Below are 19,382 nucleotides of genomic sequence, written 5' to 3'. Positions count from 1 at the left end.
TCCATGCCCCTACACATCCGCCTGCCCGGGCTCCGCCCGGAACGCGTCCGCGTGCGCCGCCGCCCACTCCTCGAAGGTCCTGGCCGGGCGCCCCGTCACGTCCTGCACCGTGGTGGCCACCGTGCGCCCCTCGACGGGAGTGTTGCCGTACACCTCCAGCATGAAGTCGATGGTCTCCTGCGGCATGTGCTGCGCCCGCATCCGCTCCACCGCCTGCTCCGCGGTCAGCTCGACGAGCCCGATCTCCGCACCCCGCGCCGCACCGAGGATGCGCACCTTGTCGTGCACCGTCAGGGCGGCCGGCCCCGTGATGACGTGCGCCTTCCCGTGGTGGCCGCCGTCCCGGGACAGCAGGGCCACCGCCGCGACCGCCCCGATGTCGCCCTCGTGCACCATCGAGCTGACCCGGTCCGTGAACGGCTCCTCGACCCGGCCGTGCGTCTTGATGTCGTCCGCCCAGAACAGGGCGTTCGACATGAACTCCACCGGCATCAGCACGGTCCACTCCAGACCGTGTTCGTTGTCCCGCACCGCGTCCTCCAGCGGACTGGGGCCGCCGCCGTGCAGCACCGTCACCCGCCGCACCCCCGCATTCGCGGCCCGCGCGAGGATCTCGGGGCCCGTGGCCAGCGGCGCGTAGTCCTCGCCGCCGAAGACGATCAGGTGGACCGCTTCGACGCCGTCCAGCGCGGGGGCCAGGGTCGCCGGGTCGGCGAGGTCTCCGCGTACGACCTCGACCTCCGCCGGGAAGCCGGCCCTGGCCGGGTTGCGGGTGAGGGCGCGCACCCGGGCGCCCCGGGCGAGGAGTTCGGCGACCACCTGGCGGCCCACCGAGCCGGTGGCTCCGGTGACCAGGACCTTCTGCGCGTCGTTCCGTGTGTTCGTCATGTCTCACACCGTAGGAGGGCTTGCGGACAGATACGGTCCGCAAGTCGCGTCCCTAGTAGGCGAGTTGCGCGATCTCCTCCGCCACCACCGCGCACGCGTCCGCCGCCGGGTCGATCAGCGGGAAGTGCCCGACGTCCTCCAGCAGGGTCAGCCCCACCACCTCCCCCGCCTTCGCCGCCGCCTCCGCGTACGCCTCCGCCACCTCGTGCGGAACGGTCGTGTCGAAGCGGCCCTGCACCACGGCCGTCGCGATTCCGGTGGGCAGCAGGGCCGCCGGATCCGCGTACGGCCTGCGCTCCTCGTACGCGTCCTGCCCGCCCAGGAGCTGGACGACCGCGCCGCCGCACACCCCGCGCCGCACCGCCTCCTCGAAGTCCGCGACCGGCGCGAGCGCGACCACCCCGCGCAGCGGCGGCGGCGCGTCGAGCCGCCACGGCGACCCCTCGGGGAGCACGTGCCGGGAAGCCGCCCACAGCGCGAGCTGACCGCCGGCGGAGTGCCCGGTCACGACGGTGCGGCGGACGTCCGCCTCGGGCAGCGCCTCCTTCGCCAGGTGCGGCAGCGCGTCCAGGGCGGCGGCGACGTCGTCGAAGGTCTCCGGCCAGCGGCCCGCGAGCGGACCCGACGCGTCCTGGTGCGGCAGCGAACTGCCGCGCCGGTACTCGACGTTGGCGACCGCGAAGCCGCGCCGGGCCAGGAAGTCGGCGAACGGCGTGACGTGCTGCCGGTCGTACGGAGCCCGCCACGCCCCGCCGTGCAGGACGACCACCAGCGGGGCCGCCCCGCTCCGCTCGCCGCGCGGCGCGTAGAAGTCGATGATCTGGTCGGGGTGACCGCCGTACGGAGCGGTGGCGTCCGGCGCGACGGCGGGAAGCGCCGGCGGCTCGTCGGGAGGGAGCCCGGACGGCCCGTCGAGGGGGAGCCCGGACGGCTCGTCCGGCAGGGGAATGCTCGGCATGACGGCTTCAACCTCCGGGCACTGGTGGGTCGTTCCTACACCCTTGTGGATCATTAAGCGCGGACGCTACCAGGCGTTTTGTGTGCGTGTGGCCACGCCGGAGACCGTTCCCCCCGACGTGGCCACCTGCTACGACGGCGCTACAGCACCTCGGCCAGCACCCGGGCCGCCCGCTCCACGTCGGCGAAGCCGACGTACAGCGGAGCGAACCCGAAGCGCAGCACGTCCGGGTGCCGGAAGTCCCCGACCACGCCCCGCGCGATCAGCGCCTTCATGACCGTGCCCGCGTCGTCGCAGCGCAGCGCGATCTGGCTGCCGCGCTCGGCGTGCGCGAGCGGCGTGACCAGGCCGAGACGCCCTTGCGGTGCGTACGCCGTCACGCACTCCACGAAGAAGTCCGCGAGGGCGAGGGACTTCGCCCGTACGGATGCCACGTCGACGCCCTCCCAGACGTCGAGCGAGGCCTCCAGCGCCAGCATCGACAGGATGTCGGGCGTACCGACCCGGCCGCGCAGCGCGCCGCCGCCCGGGGCGTACTCCGCCGTCATCCCGAACGGGTCCGCGTGCCCCGTCCAGCCCGGCAGCGGCGAGTCGAACCGGTCCTGGTGGCGGGCGGCGACGTACAGGTAGGCGGGCGAACCCGGCCCGCCGTTCAGGTACTTGTACGTGCAGCCGATCGCCAGGTCCACCCCGTGCTCGTCGAGCCCGACCGGCAGCGCGCCCGCGCTGTGGCACAGGTCCCAGACGGCCAGCGCGCCCGCCGCGTGGACCGCGGCGGTGAGCCCGGGCAGGTCGTAGAGGCGGCCCGAGCGGTAGTCGACGTGGTTGAGCAGCACGGCGGCGGTACGGGGCCCGAGGGCGTCGCGCACCTCCTCCGGCCGCACCGGGCGCAGGGTGCGGCCGGTCATCCGGGCGGCGGACCGGGCGATGTAGCCGTCGGTGGGGAAGGTGGTGGCGTCGACGAGAACCTCGTCGCGCTCCTCCCCGGCCAGCCGGATCGCGCCGACCAGCGCCTTGAAGACGTTGACGCTGGTGGAGTCGCCGACGACGATCTGTCCGGCCGCGGCGCCCACGAGCGGGGCGATGCGGTCGCCGATCCGCTCGGGCGCGGTCCACCAGCCGCTCTCGTCCCAGGACCGGATGAGCAGCTCGCCCCACTCGCGGCCCGCCACGTCCTGGAGGCGTCCGGGAACGGCCGCGGGCAGCGCGCCCAGGGAGTTCCCGTCCAGGTAGACGAGGCCTTCGGGGAGGCTGAACAGCTTGCGGTGCCCGGCGAGTTCGTCGGCGGCGTCGAGTTCGGCCGCACGTTTCACGTGAAACATCGCCGGTGCGCTCGCGGAAGCATTCTCAGGCACGTCCTCACGCGCGTTCTCAGACATGGCTGCGCGCCGTCCACAGCTCCGGGAACACGTTCTTGCGGGCGCGCTTCTCCAGCCACGCCACCCCGGCGGAGCCGCCCGTGCCGACCTTGGAGCCCATCGCGCGGCGCGTGGCCACCAGGTGGTCGTTGCGCCAGCGCCACACGAGCTCGCCGACCTCGGTCAACGCCTCGCCGAGCACGATCAGTTCGGAGCGGTTCGCGCCGACCTGCTCCTCGGCGTACACCTGCGCCCAGACCGCCTCGATCTCGGGAGAGGGCTCGTACTTCTTCGTCAGGTCCCGCTCCAGGACCTCCTGCGGAACGGGCAGGCCGCGCCGCGCGAGGAGGCGCAGGACCTCGTCGTACAGGCTGGGCTGGTGCAGCGCCTTCTCCAGCTCGTCGTGCACCCGGGGCGCACCCCGGTGCGGGACCAGCATGGAGGCGGACTTGTCGCCGAGCAGGAACTCCAGCCGCCGGTACATCGCGGACTGGAATCCGGAGCCCTCGCCGAGCGCGCTGCGGTAGGAGTTGAACTGGGTGGGCGTGAGGTTGGCGAGCGGCTTCCAGGAGGCGTTCAGCGCCTCCAGCTCGCGGGTGGAGCGCTTCAGTGCGTCCAGTGCCACGGGGAGCTTCTCCTCGCGCAGCGCTGCCGCCGCGGTCTCCCACTCGTGGACGATGACCGTGAACCACAGCTCCATGACCTGGGTGGTGACCAGGAAGACCATCTCTCCGGGATCGTCGGAGAGGGGGTGCTGGAGGTGGGTGAGTACGTCGGCCTGGACGTAGTCCTCGTACGGTGTGGTGCCTGCGAAATCGAGGTTCGGGGTCTCCGAACCTTCGGTTCCGGGCGCCTCGGGGGTGTGCGTCATCGCATGCTCCTCGACACGGCTTCCAGGTAGCGGTCCGCCCCTTCCTCGAAGGATTCTCGGGCCCCGGTCCCCTGCTGGGCAGCATAGTCCGGGCCTGCGCGAGGTGCGCCTCAGAGGGCGGGACCTGCGAGGTACGTCCCATTGGTCCCGTACGGATGGGCGTTGGAGTCGCATCCGTCGAGGCCCTTGATCTGCTGCATCATCACGGGTGCGGGACGGCCGGGGCCCGGGCAGCCGAGGTGGCCGAGGCCCAGGGCGTGGCCCAGTTCGTGGTTGATGATCAGGTGCCGGTACGCGGCGGGGGCGCCGGCGAACCGCGGCGATCCGGTCAGCCAGCGCTTGAGGTTCACCACGACGCCCTTCCCCGTCTCGCAGTTCAGCTCGCCGCCGGTGTCGAGGCCGGCCTTGGCGCACAGCCGGTCGGCGGTCTTCGGGGTGGCGATGCGGATAACGAAGTCGGCCTTGCTCGTGACCAGTTGGAAGCGGCCGCGCCCATTGCGGGCCCAGCCCCTGGGGTGGGCCACGATGCGCTGGATCTCGGCGGCGGCCTCGTCGGGCTCGACGCCGCTGCCCCTCTCGACCTGCACCTGGTAGCGGCGCAGGGTGCCGGAGCCGACGGGGCTGCCGTTCAGGCGGGCGGGGGCGAAGGTGCCGCTGCCCGAGTCGGGGACGCGGGCGCGGCTCGGCGGGTCGCTGGAGACCTCACCGGGGCTGTCGGGAGCGGCGGGACCGCCAGTGGCGGGGTCGGGGGCTGCTCGCGGTGTCGGGCCCGGTCCGGTGTCCCAGGCGGCTATGGCGAGTCCGGTGCCGCCGAGGCCCGCGGCGAGGCAGAGGAGCAGGACGAGGAGGCGGCCGCGGCGGGTCAGACGGGTGCGGGCGGGCGGCCGGGGGCGGGGTGTCCGGCCCCCGGACGACGGGTGTCTGCAGCGGCCTCGGCCCACGTCGGAGCCCTCCCCTGGTCGGTGTCTCCGGCAGGTGGGGGGAGCGGGGCGCGGGGGCCCGGACACCGGCGACGGTCTTGCCTAGCGGTCCGGGCGATCGTACAGGCGTCTCATCGGCCGCCAGGGCCGACGGCGCGGCGGTGTGTCGTCCCGGGGCCGGGGCGGACGGCGCGAGGGACATGCCGTCCCGGGGCCCGGCCTCGGCCCCGGGACGTGTGCGGGCCGGTCAGCCCAGGGTGTCGGCGGCCAGCGCGGAGGAGTCGCGCAGGAAGGTCGAGCAGCGCTCGTACTCCTCCTGGTCGCCGATGGCCTGCGAGGCGCGGGCCAGGGCGTGCAGGGCGCGCAGGAAGCCGCGGTTGGGCTCGTGCTCCCACGGCACCGGGCCGTGTCCCTTCCAGCCGGCGCGGCGCAGCGAGTCGAGGCCGCGGTGGTAGCCGGTGCGGGCGTACGCGTACGACTCGACGACGGAGCCCTTGTCGAACGCGTCGTCCGCGAGCTGCGCCCAGGCCAGCGAGGAGGCCGGGTACTTCGCGGCGACGTCGGCGGGCGCCGTGCCGTTCGCGAGGAGCTCGCGGGGCTCCGGGTCGTCGGGCAGGTGGGTCGGGGGCGGTCCCCCGAGCAGGTCCTGGTGAATAGCCATGCCCCCTAGTCTGCCTCCCCCCTGCGACAACCCGCACCGCTCCACCGGCCCCCCTCCCCGCCAGGACGACCCGCACCGCTCCACCGGCCCCCCTCCCCGCCACGACGCCCCGCACCGCACCGCTGGGACCGATCCCGCGCTACGACGACCCGCCCCGCTCCTGCCGGTCCGGCTCCAGGGGCGGCGCGTCCACCCCGCAGTGCGTGCGGCACTCGCTCTCAGGAGCCGCGCCCTTCGGATTGCGCACGGTCGTGAAAGCGATCAGCGCGCCCAGCACCAGCACGCCCGCGCACATCGGCATCGCCCGCCGGAAGGTCGCCCCGAACTCCTGCGCCGAGCGGTACGCGTCCGGCCCCATCCCCGCCAGCAGCGGCAGCGCGGCCACCGCGACGAGTCCGGCGGCGCGGGCGGCGGCGTTGTTGATCCCGGAGGCGAGCCCGGCCCGCCCGTCCGCCACCGAGGCCAGCACGGTCGCGGTGAGCGGGGCCACCAGCGTCACCATGCCCGTCCCCATCACCACCATCGCCGGCAGCACGTCCGCCAGGTACGACGCGTCCTCCCCCACCCGCAGCATCAGCAGCATCCCCGCCGCGCACAGCAGCGGCCCCACGGTGAGCGGGACGCGGGGCCCGATCCGCTGGGCCAGCTCCCCGGAGCGGGCCGACAGGAACAGCATCAGCACGGTCGTCGGCAGCATGGCCGTCCCCGCCTGGAGCGCCGAGTACCCGGCCACCACCTGCAACTGCAACGCCGCCAGGAAGAAGAACCCGCTGAACGCGGCGTACACGCACAGCGTCACGACGTTGATCGCGGTGAACTGCCGGGAGGCGAAGAGCGCGAGCGGCATCATCGGCTCGGCCCGCGTCCGCTCGACGTACAGGAACGCCCCCGCGACGACCACCCCCAGCACGCCGCACCCCACCACCACGGCCGACGCCCCCCGCGCCGGGGCCTCGATGAGCGCGTACGTCACCAGGGCCAGCGCGACGGCCGCCAGCACGGCCCCCAGCACGTCGAACCGGCCGTGCGCCTGCGGATCCTTCGACTCCGGCACGTGCCCGAGCGCGACCGGCACGCACAGCGCGGCCAGCGGCACGTTGATCAGGAACGCCCAGCGCCAGCCGGGCCCGTCCACGAGCCACCCGCCGAGGAACGGTCCGACCGCGGCCCCGATCCCGCCGAGCCCGGACCATAGGCCGACCGCCCTCGCCCGGTCGTCGGGGTGGAACGAGGCCTGGATGAGCGCGAGCGACCCCGGCGTGAGCAGCGCCCCGCCGATGCCCTGCAACGCCCGGGCGGCGATCAGGACGGTCGCGTTCGGTGCGAGCCCGCACAGCAGGGAGGCGGCGGCGAACCACACCACCCCGACCACGAACACCTTCCGCCGCCCGTACCGGTCCCCGAGGGCGCCGCCCAGCAGGATCAGTCCGGCCAGCGTCAGCATGTACGCGTTCACGGTCCACTGGAGCCCGGCGAGATCGGCGCCGAGGTCCTTGCCGATGCGGGGCAGGGCGACGTTGACGACGGTGGAGTCCAGCATCGCCATGCTGGACCCGAGCACGGTGGTGAGCAGTACCCACCGCCCGGTCGCGCTCCCGACCCGGAGCCCTCCGGCACTTTCGGTTTCGGCCATATCCGGATGGTCCCCGCACCCGGCCGGTCCGGCCAGGCGAAAGGGGCCGCCCCCTGGAAACGGCGAGGGCCCGGCCGCCCCGGACGCGGAGGTCCGAAGGGGCCGGGCCCTCCCGGAAAGGGAATTACTTCAGGCGGGTGCCCGTGGAGCGGAGGGCCGCGCAGGCCTCCGTCACGCGCTTCGCCATGCCGGCCTCGGCGGCCTTGCCCCACGTGCGCGGGTCGTACTTCGACTTCGTGCCGACCTCGCCGTCGACCTTCAGCACCGCGTCGTAGTTGCGGAACATGTGGTCCACGACCGGACGCGTGAAGGCGTACTGGGTGTCCGTGTCGAGGTTCATCTTCACGACGCCGTTCTCCAGCGCGGTGGCGATCTCCTCGGCGGTCGAGCCCGAGCCGCCGTGGAAGACGAAGTCGAACGGGGACGCCTTGCCGTACTTCGAGCCCACGCCCTCCTGGAGGTCCTTCAGGAGCTCCGGACGGAGCACGACGTTGCCCGGCTTGTAGACGCCGTGCACGTTGCCGAAGGAGGCTGCCAGCAGGTAGCGGCCCTTCTCGCCCAGGCCGAGCGCCTCGGCGGTGCGCAGCGCGTCGTCGACGGTCGTGTACAGCTCGTCGTTGATCTCGTGGCTGACGCCGTCCTCCTCGCCGCCGGTCGGGGTGATCTCGACCTCAAGGATGATCTTGGCGGCGGCGGCCTTGGCCAGCAGCTCCTGGCCGATGGCCAGGTTGTCGGCCAGGGTCTCGGCGGAGCCGTCCCACATGTGGGACTGGAAGAGCGGGTCGCGACCAGCCTTGACGCGCTCGGCGGAGATGTCGAGCAGCGGGCGGACGTAGCCGTCCAGCTTGTCCTTGGGGCAGTGGTCGGTGTGCAGCGCGACGGTGATGTCGTACTTCGCGGCGACGATGTGCGCGAACTCGGCCAGGGCGACCGCGCCGGTGACCATGTCCTTGTTGTGCTGGCCACCCAGGAACTCCGCACCACCGGTGGAGATCTGGATGATGCCGTCGCTCTCGGCCTCGGCGAAGCCGCGCAGTGCAGCGTGCAGAGTCTGGGACGAGGTCACGTTGATCGCCGGGTAGGCGAACTTCTCCGCCTTCGCCCGGTCGAGCATCTGGGCGTAGACCTCGGGGGTTGCGATGGGCATCTGTCCGCTCCTTGGGATATGCGGGTGTGCGTGCTGGTCCCTGACCTGGGGGCGACGTCATCGTCGCCGCCCATCTTTCCAGACTCTCCCCGGGTCTCCACCCGGCGGCCGCCCCCGTCCCGGGTGCCGGAATGCGCAGAGGTCGGAGCGTTTCACGTGAAACACTCCGACCTCGGGCAAAACCCCAGGTCACAGCCCTGCTCTCGTGGGACAAGGACCTGGGTCACCCCTTCAGGCCAGGCCGAGATCACCCAGCTCGTAGCCGGTCAGGTAGGGCAGCCCGGCGTCCGCGACGGCCTGTGCCGCACCCCGGTCGACGATCGTGGCGACCGCCACGACCTCGCCGCCGGCCTCGCGGACCGCCTCGACGGCGGTCAGCGGGGAGCCGCCGGTGGTGGACGTGTCCTCCACGACCAGGCAGCGACGGCCCTTGACCTCGGTGCCCTCGATGCGGCGCTGCATGCCGTGCGCCTTCTGCGCCTTGCGCACGACGAACGCGTCGAGCCGCCGGCCGCGGGCGGCGGAGGCGTGCAGCATCGAGGTGGCGACCGGGTCGGCGCCCAGGGTCAGCCCGCCGACGCAGTCGAAGTCGAGCTCGGCGGTCAGGTCGAGCATGACCTGGCCGACCAGCGGCGCGGCCTCGCCGTCCAGCGTGATCCGGCGCAGGTCGATGTAGTAGTCGGCCTCCAGACCCGAGGAGAGGGTCACCTTGCCGTGCACCACGGCCTTGTCCTTGATCTGCTGGAGCAGGTCAGCGCGTACGTCAGTCATGCGTACGAGCTTAAGTGGCGGCCGAGGACCCCGCCGCCACGGTCCGTGGGCAGGCCCTCGGCCCGACCACAGCCGCCCACGCGCGCCCCGGGAGCAGGCCCTCGGCCCGGCCGACGCCCCCACCCGCCCCGAAGCAGGACCTCAGCCCAGCCGCCGCCACGTCCACGTCGTCGAGGCCTCCAGCGGGTCCACCGGCGTGACCAGGCGCGGCAGGGTGTTGAGGCCGTTCGGCGGACCGGTCTGCGGCTCGACGCACACGGCCGCCTCCTGCTCGTCGTACACGACCACCCACTCCTCCCGGCTGGTCACCCTGATCTCCAGCTCGCCGGGCCAGGTGAGGGTGACGTCGACGCCGTCGGGCATGCCGAAGCAGTCGTCCCAGGGGCCCGGCCGGGGGTCGATGCGGCGCCCGGTGGGGAGGTGGTCCTCGCCCCGCTCCTCCTGCCAGGCGGCGGTGAAGTCCAGGGTCACGTCCTGGCCGCCGAGGTTGCGGCGGAACCAGGGGTGCCAGCCGACCTGCGCCGGGAAGGAGTCGTCGTACGTCTCGACGCCCAGGGTGAGCGTGAGCGCGTCCGGCGTCAGGTCGAAGAGCTGGGTGACGCGGCCCGCGTAGGGCCAGGGGCTGGTGAGGTCGTACGTGAACGACGCCGACGCCGTGTCACGGACGGCGGTGCGCCAGCGGGTGTCGCGGCCGGTGCCGTGGATGGCGTGCGGCGGGGAGTTCACCGGGAGCTGGTGGACCTTGTCGCCGTCGCGGAAGCGGCCGTTCTCGGTGCGGCCGCACCACGGGACCATCGGGAAGCTGCCGAAGTGCTTGCCGTTCTCGGGCCGGCGGAGCACCTCGGTGCCACCGATGCGCAGGCTCTCGATCCGGCAGCCGTCCGCCGGATCGACGGTCAACTCGGCGTCGCCTGCGGTCAGTACGACGGCGGTGTTCTTCTTCTCTTCGCTACTCACCCTGGGGACACTACCCAGCCCGGGGGGCTACCTGCGCCGCCTGAGCACCCGGCCGACGACCACGGCGGAGGCCACCGCGAGCGCGGCGGCGGGGGCCAGCCGGCGCAGGGTGAACGTGCCGGAGGCGGGGGCGGGGGCCATGACGGGGGCGTACCGGCCGCGCGGCGGCGCGTGGTCGACCTCCTCGGCGCTGCGGCCGATCATGGTGCGACGGGCGTGCGCGGCCTCGGCCAGGGGCTCGTCGGGGAAGGCCTCCGGGAGCTCGCCGGGGAGCCCTTCGAGGGCTTCGCGCAGGGCGAGCTCCTCGTCCTCGCGGGTGGGGCCCGGGCCGGGGAGGGGGTCGTCCTCGGTCAGTTCCTCGTCGCTGAGCCGGTCGAGGGAGGGCGCCGGGATCTCGGTCTCGAAGAGGGAGGCGCGGGGTTCGTCGGGCCGGGAGTCGCGGTCCGGCCGGGGCTCGGACTTCGGGGCGCCCGGCTTCGGGGACGCCTGCTTCGGCTTCGGGGCGGCCGGGCCCGCGGCCTCCGTGCCCAGCGCTGCCGCGAAGCGGTCCAGGAGACGGCGCACGGCGGACTCGACCGTGGCGGGGTCCAGTTCGGTGATGCGTCCTTCGCCGTGGGCCGTGCCGGTGAAGCTCAGCTTCGTACCGTCCTCGTGGCGGGCGGTGCGGACGGTCAGGGACAGTTTCACGGAGCCGTTGCCGCGGGCTTCGGCGCCCTCGCCCTCGACGGTGCAGGCGCCCTTGGCCGCGGGGGTGACGGTCAGGGCGCCCCGGTAGGTGATGGTGTGGCCGCCGAGCCGGACCTTCAGACGGCCGGTCAGCGGGGTGGACGACTTGTCGGCGTCCTGCTGGAAGCCGGGGAGGCAGCGGGCGACCCGGGCGGGGTCGGCGAGCGTCTGCCGGACGGCGGCGGGCAGCACCGGAACGAGCACCTCATGGTCCATGGTCCCTGAGCCTACTCAGGCGCGTCCGCTTCACACCCCGTCTCGCCCAGAAGTCCCGGGACGAAGGCGGCGACGGCGGGACCCGCCGCCCGTACGGCCCATCCGCCGCCCGGGGCCGCCGCCCGTACGGCCCTGCTGCCGTACGGATTCACCTGCCGTACGGGCCCCTACTGCCCGTACCTCGGGTGCACCAGCGTGGACGCCGCCACCCCCCGCAGCCGGCCCGCCTCCGCCGACCTCGCGCCCTCCAGGAGCAGCGGCGCCGTCAGTGAGCGCAGACGCGGGGCGTCCGGGGAGATGCCCAGCCCCGGGCGGGTGCGGGCGGCGAGGATCAGGCCCCAGTCGCGCGGGGCGCGGGAGTCGCCCGACGGGCGGTCCGGGCCTGCGCCGAAGTCGGAGACGCGGCCGGTGGCCCGGTAGGGGCGGGTGGCGAGGCCCGCCGCGCGCAGGGTGGCCTCGACGGTCCAGTAGACGTGGGGGCGGGCGCCGGTCGGGCCCGCGTGGACGACCATCCGGCCGCCGGGGGCGAGGACGTCCGCCGCGAGCCCGTAGAACTCCTGGGAGTAGAGCTTGGTCGAGGCCGTGATGCCCGGGTCGGGCAGGTCGGAGACCACGACGTCGTACGGGAGGCCGTCGAGCGGGGCGGAGCGGAGCCAGGCGAAGGCGTCCGCGGTGACGACGCGCAGCCGGGGGTCCTGGTGGACGCCGCCGTTCAGGGCGACCAGCGCCGGGTCGGTGCGGGCGAGCTGGACGACGCCCGGGTCCAGTTCGACCAGGGTCACCGAGCGGACGCCGGGGTACCGCAGGACCTCCCGGGCGGCCATTCCGTCGCCGCCGCCGAGGATCAGCACGCGGGCGTGCCCGCCGCGCATCGCGGGGTGCACCAGGGCCTCGTGGTAGCGGTACTCGTCCCGGCTGGAGACGCGCAGGCGGCCGTCCAGGAAGAAGTCCATGGGGCCGGACGCGCTGCCGGTGATGACGACCTCCTGCGCGTCGGTCTGCACGGCGACCCGCACCCGGTCCCCGTACACCGCGCGCCGGGCCGCCCGCTCGAAGTCGTCGACCAGGACGGTCGCGGTGGCCAGGGAGGCGAGGACGGCCACGTTGACGCCGACCAGCAGCCAGCGGTTGCGGCGCGTGAGTTCGCGCCGGAACAGCCACAGCACGAGGGAGCCCCCGGCGGCGGTGTTCACCGCGCCCGTGACCAGCGCGCCGGTGAGCTGGCCGAGCATCGGGAGCAGGAAGAAGGGGAAGAGGAGGCCCCCGACGAGCGCGCCCACGTAGTCGGCGGCGAAGAGGTCCGCCACGTCGCCGCTGGCGTCCCCCTCGGCCCCCTCGGCCCCCTCGCCCGCGGCGCGCGAGCTGCCGATCCGCTGGATCAGCGTCATCAGCAGCGGGATCTCCGCCCCGATGAGGACGCCGATGGCCAGCGAGAACGCCACCAGGACGTACCGCGCGCCGCCGAACCACGCGAACGACGCGTACAGCACCAGCGCCGAGCAGCCGCCGACCGCGGCGAGCCCCGCCTCCAGCATGCCGAAGCCGACGGCGGCCCGGCACCGCAGCCGTTTGGCGAGCAGCGAGCCGACGCCCATCGCGAAGACCATCGTGGAGAGCACCACGGAGGCCTGGGTGACCGAGTCGCCGATCAAGTACGAGGCGAGGGCGACCAGTTCGAGTTCGTAGACCAGACCGCAGGCGGCGCACAGGAAGACCACCCCGAGCACCAGGAACCTGGCCGTCCGCGGGCTCACCGGAAACGGCCGCCCCGGCCCGGACCGCCGCCCGCCCTGCACCGGAACGCGTTCGGAGGAGCGTTTCAGCGAGTCGGGGGGAGGTCCGGCGGGGTCGGGCCCGGCTGGGGCGGAGGCCGGTTGGATCATGTTGGGCAACGCTACGTCACCACTTGCTCGCAGCACGTCACCCACACGGGTGCACCTGGGGCGCGTACGGCATACCCCGCGCCACGCGGCGCCCGCCCGCGGGGCGCGGGCCTCAGACCCCGGCCGGCACCCGGGTCCCGACCCGGGTGCGGGTCACGACCAACTGGCCCTCCTGCGGATAGGCGTGCCAGGTGCGCCAGTTCACCTGGCCGCCGCCCTCGTGCTGGGCGAGCAGCGCGGTGAAGGCGTACGGGCTGCCGGGGAACGTTCCCGCCAGCCCGTGGGGGTGGTCCGCGACCAGGGCCAGCAACTCCTGGGCGCGGCCCGCGAAGGCGGCCTCCGAGAGGAGTTCCACGCGGGCCGCGAACTCGTAGTCCCAGTCGCCCACCTGCCTGGACACCCCCAGCGGCAGCGGGGTCCTGCTGCCCGGGATGCAGGCGACGGTCTCCGAGCAGTACCCGTCGCCCTCCGTGAGGAGCACCTGGTGGGACGCGCCGAGGAGACGCAACTGGAGCGTCGCGCCGCCGAGTTCGAGGTCGAGGACGGCCAGGGCGGGCAACGGCTCCCGGCCGAGCGCCCAGGCCAGATCGGAGGCACACGTGTCGGTGTAGTCGGTCTTGAGGGTCGTCAGCATGGGGTGGCTCCGCAAACACGCAGTGGGGGGTGGGCCAGGGGCACGCCGGAGATGTACGGGGTGGAGCTGGAGAACCGCCCGCTCGGGGAATTTCCACAGCGAGGGAATCATGAAGTGTGCGGCGCACCTAGCGTTTTTACCCAATCTGGCGTGGTTTCCATCCCCTCGGGGGCCACACGGTTCAACTGTTCAACAAAAGGGCGCCCGGCGGAAGTTGAGAAGGGGACACGCGTACGAGTCCTCTCCCCGGCTCCGCCGGGCGCGCGGTGTGCCGTACCGGCGGATCGGCTGCCCCGTGTCAGCCGCTCCGCCGGACGCCGTCAGCTACCGCCACCGCCGCAGCCGCCCCCGCCGCCGCAGGAGGACGAGCCGCCGCCGCACGAGGAGCCGCCGCTGTCGCCGCCGCCCGCCCACACCCCGCCGAACAGGCTGGAGTCCGAGCTGCTCGAACGGCGCCGCTTCTTCGTCGTGCTCACCTTGGTGCGCCGCTTCGGGTCCGGCGTGCCGAAGACCTTCGCGACGATCGCCACGAGCACCACCAGCATCACACCGAGCGCGATGAAGAGACCGGTCACGGCCCTCACCGTCCTTCCGTTCCCCCGGAGCGGAGGGCGTTCCCTCCGCACGTGGAGGAGGGATTCCCGAACGCCGACGCGCCCAAAGCACACTTGAGCAAGTCCAGAGGTTCCGCGCAGGATGGCCGCCATGACGACCTCCGCAGGCTCCCCCCACGGCGCCCCCGACGCCCCCCGCCCCTTCCTCAACCGCCGGCTCGCCGAGTTCGGGACGACGATCTTCGCCGAGATGTCGGCGCTGGCCGCCTCGACCGGCGCGATCAACCTCGGCCAGGGCTTCCCCGACGAGGACGGCCCCGAGGAGGTCCGCGAGGCGGCGGTGCGCGCCCTGCGCGACGGCCGCGGCAACCAGTACCCGCCGGGTCCGGGCGTCCCCGAGCTGCGCCACGCGATCGCCGCCCACCAGCGCCGCTACGGCCTCGCCGTCGACCCCGACACCGAGGTCCTGGTCACCGCGGGCGCGACGGAGGCCATCGCCGCCTCCCTCCTGGCCCTGCTGGAGCCCGGCGACGAGGTGATCGCGCTGGAGCCGTACTACGACAGCTACGCGGCCTGCATCGCCATGGCGGGCGGCCGCCGCGTCCCTGTGCAACTGCGCCCGGAGGACGGCGCGTACCGGCTCGATCTCGACGAACTCCGCGACGCGGTCACCCCCCGCACCCGCCTCCTCCTCCTCAACACCCCGCACAACCCCACCGGCACCGTCCTCACCCGCGACGAGCTCACCGAGATCGCCCGGCTCGCCGTCGACCGGAACCTCCTGGTGATCACCGACGAGGTGTACGAGCACCTGGTGTACGACGCCGAGCACCTCCCCCTCGCGGCCTTCCCCGGCATGCGCGAGCGGACGGTGACCATCTCCTCCAGCGGCAAGACGTTCGCGTTCACCGGCTGGAAGGTGGGCTGGGTGACGGCCCCGCCCGCGCTGGTGGCGGCGGTCCGCTCGGCCAAGCAGTACCTGACGTACGTCTCGGCGGGGCCCCTCCAGTACGCGGTCGCCGAGGCGCTGGCGCTCCCGGAGTCGTACTACGAGGACCTGCGCGCCCAACTGCGCGCCAAGCGCGACCTGCTGTGCACGGGCCTCGCGGAGGCGGGCTTCGGGGTGTACCGGCCGGCCGGGACGTACTTCGTGACGACCGACATCCGCCCGCTGACCGGCGGGGACACCGCCGACGGCTTCGCCTTCTGCCGCGAACTGCCCGAGCGGTGCCAGGTGGTGGCCATCCCCAACGCGGTGTTCTACGACGACCGCGCGGCCGGCGCGCCGTTCGTCCGGTTCGCCTTCTGCAAGCGGACCGAAGTCCTCCAGGAGGCCGTGGCCCGTCTGAAGGGGCTCGCGGCGGCCTGACCGGCACACCGGGAGACCCGTGGGGCCGGCACTCCGGAACGCTCCGTGCCGGCGCTCCGGGGGAGGCTTCTCAGGGCTTGGACCTGCTGCGCTTGACCGCCGCGCCCGTGAAGCCCGCGCAGACGACGATCGCGACGCCGATCACGCCGCCGGCCACCGTGCGCAGGGTGCCGTCGAAGACGGTCCCCGCCACGGCCAGGGCCACCACGAGCAGGGCGAGCGTGAGCACCGGCCCGGTCAGGCCCGGACTGCTCCGGTCGGCCCCGGCCGGCCGGGCCGGCTCGGTCTGCTGGTTTGGCTGTGCTCCGGACACGGCTGTGTCTCCCCTCATCGGCACCTCGTCTGACCTGCACTTTCGGTGCCCTCCTACGGTCCCATCGGCGGCCGCGCCCGTCAGGGGCCTCGGCGTGCAGCTTCCTGCGCGGCCGGGTGCAGCTTGTTGCAACGGCCGCCCCGGCGGCGGGAGAAGGGCGGAAACCTTTCCGCAGGGGTTCGCTGACACCCCGTACGCTTTCCGTACACCCGGTCGGCCGACCTCCGGTAGCGGACGGCACCGGGGCCGATCAGGGTCGGGGATGGCCGGCCACCGGCCGCCCCGCGACCGTCCCCGCCGCCCGGAGGTAGCCCCGTGTCCGTCGACACCTCCGTCGACACCGTCGTCCCCACCCGGTCCACGAACGCCCCCCGCCCGGCGGCCCGCCGCGACCGGGCCGCCGCCCTGCGCGCCGCGTTCCTGCGGGCGGCCCCGGCGCTCGCGCTGTTCGCGGCGGTGCGGCTGACCGGGACGCTGCTGATGGCGGTGTGGGCGTGGCACATCGGCAAGTCGCCGCTGCGACTGCTCGGCCAGTCCTGGGACTCGCTCTGGTACACCCGGATCGCCGCGCACGGCTACGGCCACACCCGGATCTTCGGCGACGGCGAGATCATCCAGAGCGACCTGGCGTTCTTCCCGCTCTATCCGGGGCTGATCCGGGCCGTGTCCTCGCTCCTGCCGGTCACGCCGGGCGGGGCGGGCCTGCTGATCTCGTGGACGGCCGCGCTGGCCGCCGCCTGGGGTGTCTTCGCGGTGGTGGACCGGCTCCACGGGCGCCGGGTCGCCACCGTCACCGTCGTGCTGTGGGGCTTGCTCCCGCACTCCGTCGTCCTGTCCATGGCGTACACCGAACCGGTGCTCGTCGCCCTGTCGGCCTGGTCGCTGTACGCGGTGCTGACCCGGCGCTGGCTGCTCGCGGGCGCGCTCGCCGCGCTGGCGGGGCTGTCGCGGCCGAACGCGGTGGCGCTGGTGGCCGCCGTCGTGCTGACGGCGGCGCACGAACTGCTCAGGGGACGCCAGCGCGGCTGGCGGGTGTGGACGGGGGCGCTGCTCGCGCCGCTCGGCTGGGCGTCGTACGTCCTGTACGTCGGCATCCGCAAGGGCGATCCGCTCGGCGGGTACTTCGCCGTGCAGGCGGACTGGTCCTCCCGCTTCGACTTCGGTTCGGGCACCCTGAAGTTCATCAAGCACCTGGTCAGCGCGCCGGAACGGTTCGGCTTTCCGATGGCGCTGGTGATCGTGGCGGTCGGAGTGCTGCTGTTCGCCCTCATGGTGTACGGAATGGACCGCCGGCCCCCGCTCGTGCTGCTGGTCTACGCGGGCGTCCTGGTCGTCATCACGGTCGGCGGTGCGGGTTTCTTCGAGTCCAAGCCCCGCTTCCTGCTTCCCGCGTTCCCGCTCCTGCTCCCGCTGGCCTGCGCCCTGACCAGGGCCCGGCCGCGGGCGGCGGTCACGGTGACCGTCGCGCTGGCCGGGCTCTCGATGGCGTACGGGACGTACCTGCTGACGGTCGCGCCGATGCCGATGTGAGCTGCGACGCCCTCAGGGACGCCGGGGCGGCCCGCGGTGGGTTCAGGACGCCGGGGCGGCCTGCGACTCCTTCAGGATCTCGATGCCCAGCGCGTCCGTGCCCTCCGCCTGCCCGGTGAGCCGGTGGACCATGACCCAGTGGCCGTCGGGCAGCGCGCCGGTGAACACGGAGGCGTCACCGGTGGCCCCGTTGTGCCAGAGCAGGGTGCCCGCCCGTTGCCAGGACAGGGCGGGCTCGCCCAGCCGCCGCTCGACGAGCAGGCCGGTCACCAGAGCGGCGGCGGCCCGCGGCGTGGCCCACAGCCCCCCGGCCGGGAGGATGGCGCCGGTCATGGTCCAGGGGCGGCGCGGCCGCCCGAACAGGCCCCGGCTGAGCAGCCGCCGGTCCTGCGGCGGCGCGGCGGACACCTCGGTGACGTCCAGCGGGCCGAGCACGTGCCGGTCGAGCAGTTCCTCGTACGACAGGTCCGCGGCGGCGGCGAGGGCGGCGCCCAGGACGGCGTACCCGAGGTTGGAGTACTCCTCGACGGCGCCCGGCTCGGCCACGGTCAGCGAGCCCAGGTCGCGGAGCAGCACGTCCAGCGCGGCGGCGTCGAAGTCCGCGTAGGGATCGCGGCGGCGCAGCCCCGGCGGCACCCGGGGCAGGCCGGAGGTGTGCTGCGCGAGGTGCCGCAGGGTGATGCCGGTGCCGGGCGGCACGGGGAGGAACTCCTCCAGGGGCGCGTCGGTGTCGACGGTCCCGGCGTCGCTCAGCCGGGCCAGCACGGTGCCGGTGAGCGCCTTGCTCAGGGAACCGATCTGGACGTAGCGGTCGGCGGCGTGCCCGTGCCGGATCTCGGGGCTGCGGCCGCTGCGGAATATGCAGGTGGGGACGTGGCTCACGGAGGGTTCTCGTCGCTCTCGTCGGGGCGGGGCGCTCGGCGGGACGTGTTCAGTCGGGCGGGCGGGGGACCGCGCAGGCCGCGGTGCCGCCGGGCAGCCGGTGCCGGTTGGCCGCCACCCACCGGTAGACCAGGTGGGCGAGGGGGCGTACGAACGGCAGCCGCAGAACGAACCCGGCCGCACGGTAGCGGCGGGCCGGGGACGACCCGAGGAAGCGGCTCACCGCGTCCGCGCCGCCGTAGCGGGCCGCCCCCCGGTGGAACAGGACGACTTCCCGGTCCAGCCGTGCCAGATGCGGCCCGGTCAGCTCCTCGGGAAGGGCCTGCCAGGGCACGGCGGCGATCCGGGGTCTGGCGTGCTCACGGATCAGCCGCACCGAGCTCTCGCAGAACCCGCAGTCGCCGTCGAAGGCCAGCACGGTGCGCGCCGGGGAGGTCTGGGGGCCGCTGGACATGAGTTCCTCTCGTGGTGCGCGGGGAGGGGCGTGGGCCCGGCACGACGCAAGCCCGGTCGCCGTGGCGGCCGGGCTTGCGTCGTGCGGGCGTGCCGCCGGGGTCCCGGGGGCTCAGGCCTCGTCGTCGCCCTTGTCCTTGTCGTCCTCCACCGCGGAGTCGACGTCCTTCTCCAGGCCGAGCTGCTCGACGACCCACTTGTCGAACTCGATGGAGGCGCGGACCCAGCTGACCGTGGAGGACACGAAGTGCTCCAGGGAGACGCCGGTGCCGATCAGCATCTGCGCCTCGCCGATGAGGCGGACGGAGCCGTCGTCGTGGGTGTGGCTGTAGACCTTCGGCCACAGGGTGCGGCGGTTCCAGTCGTCGAGGAGCTCCAGGAGCTGGAGCTTGTCCTCGATGCTGTGCGGGCGGTCGTAGAACGTCCGGACCGAGAAGACCTGCTGGTCGTCCTCGCCGCGGAACATGAAGTACGTGCGGAACTCTTCCCACGGCGCGGCGAGGTCGCCCTCGTCGTCGACGACGTACTTCAGCTCCATCTGGTCCAGAAGCTGCTTGACCAGGTCCTGGTCGGGGATGACGGGGCCTGCCGGTCCCTCGGGCTGCGGTTCGGGCTGTCCCCCGAAATTCGGAATCGAGGACGGGTCGATGCTCACCGT

20 protein-coding genes are annotated in these 19,382 nt (G+C 73.7%); 2 read left to right on the top strand and 18 right to left on the bottom strand.

All coding sequences use genetic code 11. The features are described 5' to 3' along the window. Positions 1-9: 9 nt before the first annotated feature. The 14 genes from ACZ56L_RS06830 to ACZ56L_RS06765 form a co-directional block, all read right to left on the bottom strand. Complete coding sequence (locus ACZ56L_RS06830; RefSeq protein ID WP_471062289.1) at positions 10-888, bottom strand: SDR family oxidoreductase; 879 nt, start codon at positions 886-888, stop codon at positions 10-12. Positions 889-940: 52 nt separating this feature from the next. Next, on the bottom strand, positions 941-1,846 hold the full coding sequence (locus ACZ56L_RS06825) for an alpha/beta hydrolase (protein WP_401754861.1): 906 nt from the start codon (positions 1,844-1,846) through the stop codon (positions 941-943). Between the two features lie 140 nt (positions 1,847-1,986). Beyond that, positions 1,987-3,168 (bottom strand): kynureninase, encoded by a 1,182-nt coding sequence (gene kynU / locus ACZ56L_RS06820; RefSeq protein WP_471062287.1) that lies wholly within the window; start codon positions 3,166-3,168, stop codon positions 1,987-1,989. Between the two features lie 49 nt (positions 3,169-3,217). Next, positions 3,218-4,075, bottom strand: coding sequence for a tryptophan 2,3-dioxygenase family protein (locus tag ACZ56L_RS06815; protein WP_345221278.1), 858 nt, complete (start codon positions 4,073-4,075; stop codon positions 3,218-3,220). Positions 4,076-4,185: 110 nt separating this feature from the next. Continuing rightward, complete coding sequence (locus ACZ56L_RS06810; protein ID WP_471062285.1) at positions 4,186-5,016, bottom strand: DUF3152 domain-containing protein; 831 nt, start codon at positions 5,014-5,016, stop codon at positions 4,186-4,188. 226 nt (positions 5,017-5,242) lie between these two features. After that, positions 5,243-5,656 carry a DUF3151 domain-containing protein gene (locus ACZ56L_RS06805; protein WP_345221273.1) on the bottom strand — a complete coding sequence of 138 codons (414 nt, stop codon included), beginning with the start codon at positions 5,654-5,656 and terminating at the stop codon, positions 5,243-5,245. Between the two features lie 139 nt (positions 5,657-5,795). Beyond that, positions 5,796-7,289 carry an MFS transporter gene (locus ACZ56L_RS06800; RefSeq protein WP_471062283.1) on the bottom strand — a complete coding sequence of 498 codons (1,494 nt, stop codon included), beginning with the start codon at positions 7,287-7,289 and terminating at the stop codon, positions 5,796-5,798. 124 nt (positions 7,290-7,413) lie between these two features. Continuing rightward, the gene (gene fbaA, locus ACZ56L_RS06795) at positions 7,414-8,436 is read right to left on the bottom strand and encodes a class II fructose-bisphosphate aldolase (protein ID WP_345221269.1); all 1,023 of its coding nucleotides are present in this window, start codon (positions 8,434-8,436) and stop codon (positions 7,414-7,416) included. A gap of 231 nt (positions 8,437-8,667) precedes the next feature. Continuing rightward, positions 8,668-9,207, bottom strand: coding sequence for an orotate phosphoribosyltransferase (gene pyrE, locus ACZ56L_RS06790; protein ID WP_345221266.1), 540 nt, complete (start codon positions 9,205-9,207; stop codon positions 8,668-8,670). Between the two features lie 141 nt (positions 9,208-9,348). Next, entirely contained in the window at positions 9,349-10,164 is an 816-nt protein-coding gene (locus tag ACZ56L_RS06785) for an aldose epimerase family protein (RefSeq protein ID WP_468691940.1), read from the bottom strand. A gap of 27 nt (positions 10,165-10,191) precedes the next feature. Then, complete coding sequence (locus ACZ56L_RS06780; protein WP_471062280.1) at positions 10,192-11,106, bottom strand: SRPBCC domain-containing protein; 915 nt, start codon at positions 11,104-11,106, stop codon at positions 10,192-10,194. 167 nt (positions 11,107-11,273) lie between these two features. Beyond that, positions 11,274-12,989, bottom strand: coding sequence for a polyamine aminopropyltransferase (locus ACZ56L_RS06775; RefSeq protein ID WP_468691943.1), 1,716 nt, complete (start codon positions 12,987-12,989; stop codon positions 11,274-11,276). A 112-nt stretch (positions 12,990-13,101) separates the two neighbouring features. Next, positions 13,102-13,623: a DUF2617 family protein gene (locus tag ACZ56L_RS06770; protein WP_345221259.1), complete on the bottom strand. Its 522-nt coding sequence runs from the start codon at positions 13,621-13,623 to the stop codon at positions 13,102-13,104. 320 nt (positions 13,624-13,943) lie between these two features. Further along, on the bottom strand, positions 13,944-14,198 hold the full coding sequence (locus ACZ56L_RS06765) for a hypothetical protein (protein WP_471062278.1): 255 nt from the start codon (positions 14,196-14,198) through the stop codon (positions 13,944-13,946). A 121-nt stretch (positions 14,199-14,319) separates the two neighbouring features. On the opposite strand from ACZ56L_RS06765, the gene ACZ56L_RS06760 reads away from it, so the two are divergent. Continuing rightward, entirely contained in the window at positions 14,320-15,546 is a 1,227-nt protein-coding gene (locus ACZ56L_RS06760; RefSeq protein ID WP_401754887.1) for a pyridoxal phosphate-dependent aminotransferase, read from the top strand. Between the two features lie 70 nt (positions 15,547-15,616). On the opposite strand, the gene ACZ56L_RS06755 is transcribed toward ACZ56L_RS06760, so the two are convergent. Next, the gene (locus ACZ56L_RS06755) at positions 15,617-15,859 is read right to left on the bottom strand and encodes a hypothetical protein (RefSeq protein WP_345221253.1); all 243 of its coding nucleotides are present in this window, start codon (positions 15,857-15,859) and stop codon (positions 15,617-15,619) included. A 315-nt stretch (positions 15,860-16,174) separates the two neighbouring features. Between ACZ56L_RS06755 and ACZ56L_RS06750 the strand changes: the two genes are divergently transcribed. After that, positions 16,175-17,389, top strand: a complete 1,215-nt coding sequence (locus ACZ56L_RS06750; RefSeq protein WP_471062275.1) for a hypothetical protein — start codon at positions 16,175-16,177, stop codon at positions 17,387-17,389. 42 nt (positions 17,390-17,431) lie between these two features. Here ACZ56L_RS06750 and ACZ56L_RS06745 read toward each other — a convergent pair whose 3' ends face one another. The 3 genes from ACZ56L_RS06745 to ACZ56L_RS06735 form a co-directional block, all read right to left on the bottom strand. Beyond that, positions 17,432-18,271 (bottom strand): serine hydrolase domain-containing protein, encoded by an 840-nt coding sequence (locus ACZ56L_RS06745; RefSeq protein ID WP_471062273.1) that lies wholly within the window; start codon positions 18,269-18,271, stop codon positions 17,432-17,434. A gap of 49 nt (positions 18,272-18,320) precedes the next feature. Then, positions 18,321-18,725, bottom strand: coding sequence for a thiol-disulfide oxidoreductase DCC family protein (locus tag ACZ56L_RS06740; RefSeq protein WP_345221246.1), 405 nt, complete (start codon positions 18,723-18,725; stop codon positions 18,321-18,323). 111 nt (positions 18,726-18,836) lie between these two features. Then, positions 18,837-19,379 carry a type III secretion system chaperone family protein gene (locus tag ACZ56L_RS06735; protein ID WP_345221244.1) on the bottom strand — a complete coding sequence of 181 codons (543 nt, stop codon included), beginning with the start codon at positions 19,377-19,379 and terminating at the stop codon, positions 18,837-18,839. Positions 19,380-19,382 lie beyond the last annotated feature (3 nt).

Source organism: Streptomyces sp. NPDC039736, from assembly GCF_055596485.1.
The sequence above is the reverse complement of the archived record's forward strand: the minus strand, read 5'-3'. Positions and strand labels throughout refer to the sequence as shown.

Coding starts and splice junctions, on each gene's coding strand:
- ACZ56L_RS06805 (WP_345221273.1), bottom strand. CDS start 5,656: ATGGCTATTCACCAGGACCTGCTCGGGGGACCGCCCCCGACCCACCTG.
- fbaA (WP_345221269.1), bottom strand. CDS start 8,436: ATGCCCATCGCAACCCCCGAGGTCTACGCCCAGATGCTCGACCGGGCG.
- pyrE (WP_345221266.1), bottom strand. CDS start 9,207: ATGACTGACGTACGCGCTGACCTGCTCCAGCAGATCAAGGACAAGGCC.
- ACZ56L_RS06800 (WP_471062283.1), bottom strand. CDS start 7,289: ATGGCCGAAACCGAAAGTGCCGGAGGGCTCCGGGTCGGGAGCGCGACC.
- ACZ56L_RS06770 (WP_345221259.1), bottom strand. CDS start 13,623: ATGCTGACGACCCTCAAGACCGACTACACCGACACGTGTGCCTCCGAT.
- ACZ56L_RS06760 (WP_401754887.1), top strand. CDS start 14,320: ATGGCCGCCATGACGACCTCCGCAGGCTCCCCCCACGGCGCCCCCGAC.
- kynU (WP_471062287.1), bottom strand. CDS start 3,168: ATGTTTCACGTGAAACGTGCGGCCGAACTCGACGCCGCCGACGAACTC.
- ACZ56L_RS06740 (WP_345221246.1), bottom strand. CDS start 18,725: ATGTCCAGCGGCCCCCAGACCTCCCCGGCGCGCACCGTGCTGGCCTTC.
- ACZ56L_RS06815 (WP_345221278.1), bottom strand. CDS start 4,075: ATGACGCACACCCCCGAGGCGCCCGGAACCGAAGGTTCGGAGACCCCG.
- ACZ56L_RS06830 (WP_471062289.1), bottom strand. CDS start 888: ATGACGAACACACGGAACGACGCGCAGAAGGTCCTGGTCACCGGAGCC.
- ACZ56L_RS06775 (WP_468691943.1), bottom strand. CDS start 12,989: ATGATCCAACCGGCCTCCGCCCCAGCCGGGCCCGACCCCGCCGGACCT.
- ACZ56L_RS06825 (WP_401754861.1), bottom strand. CDS start 1,846: ATGCCGAGCATTCCCCTGCCGGACGAGCCGTCCGGGCTCCCCCTCGAC.
- ACZ56L_RS06780 (WP_471062280.1), bottom strand. CDS start 11,106: ATGGACCATGAGGTGCTCGTTCCGGTGCTGCCCGCCGCCGTCCGGCAG.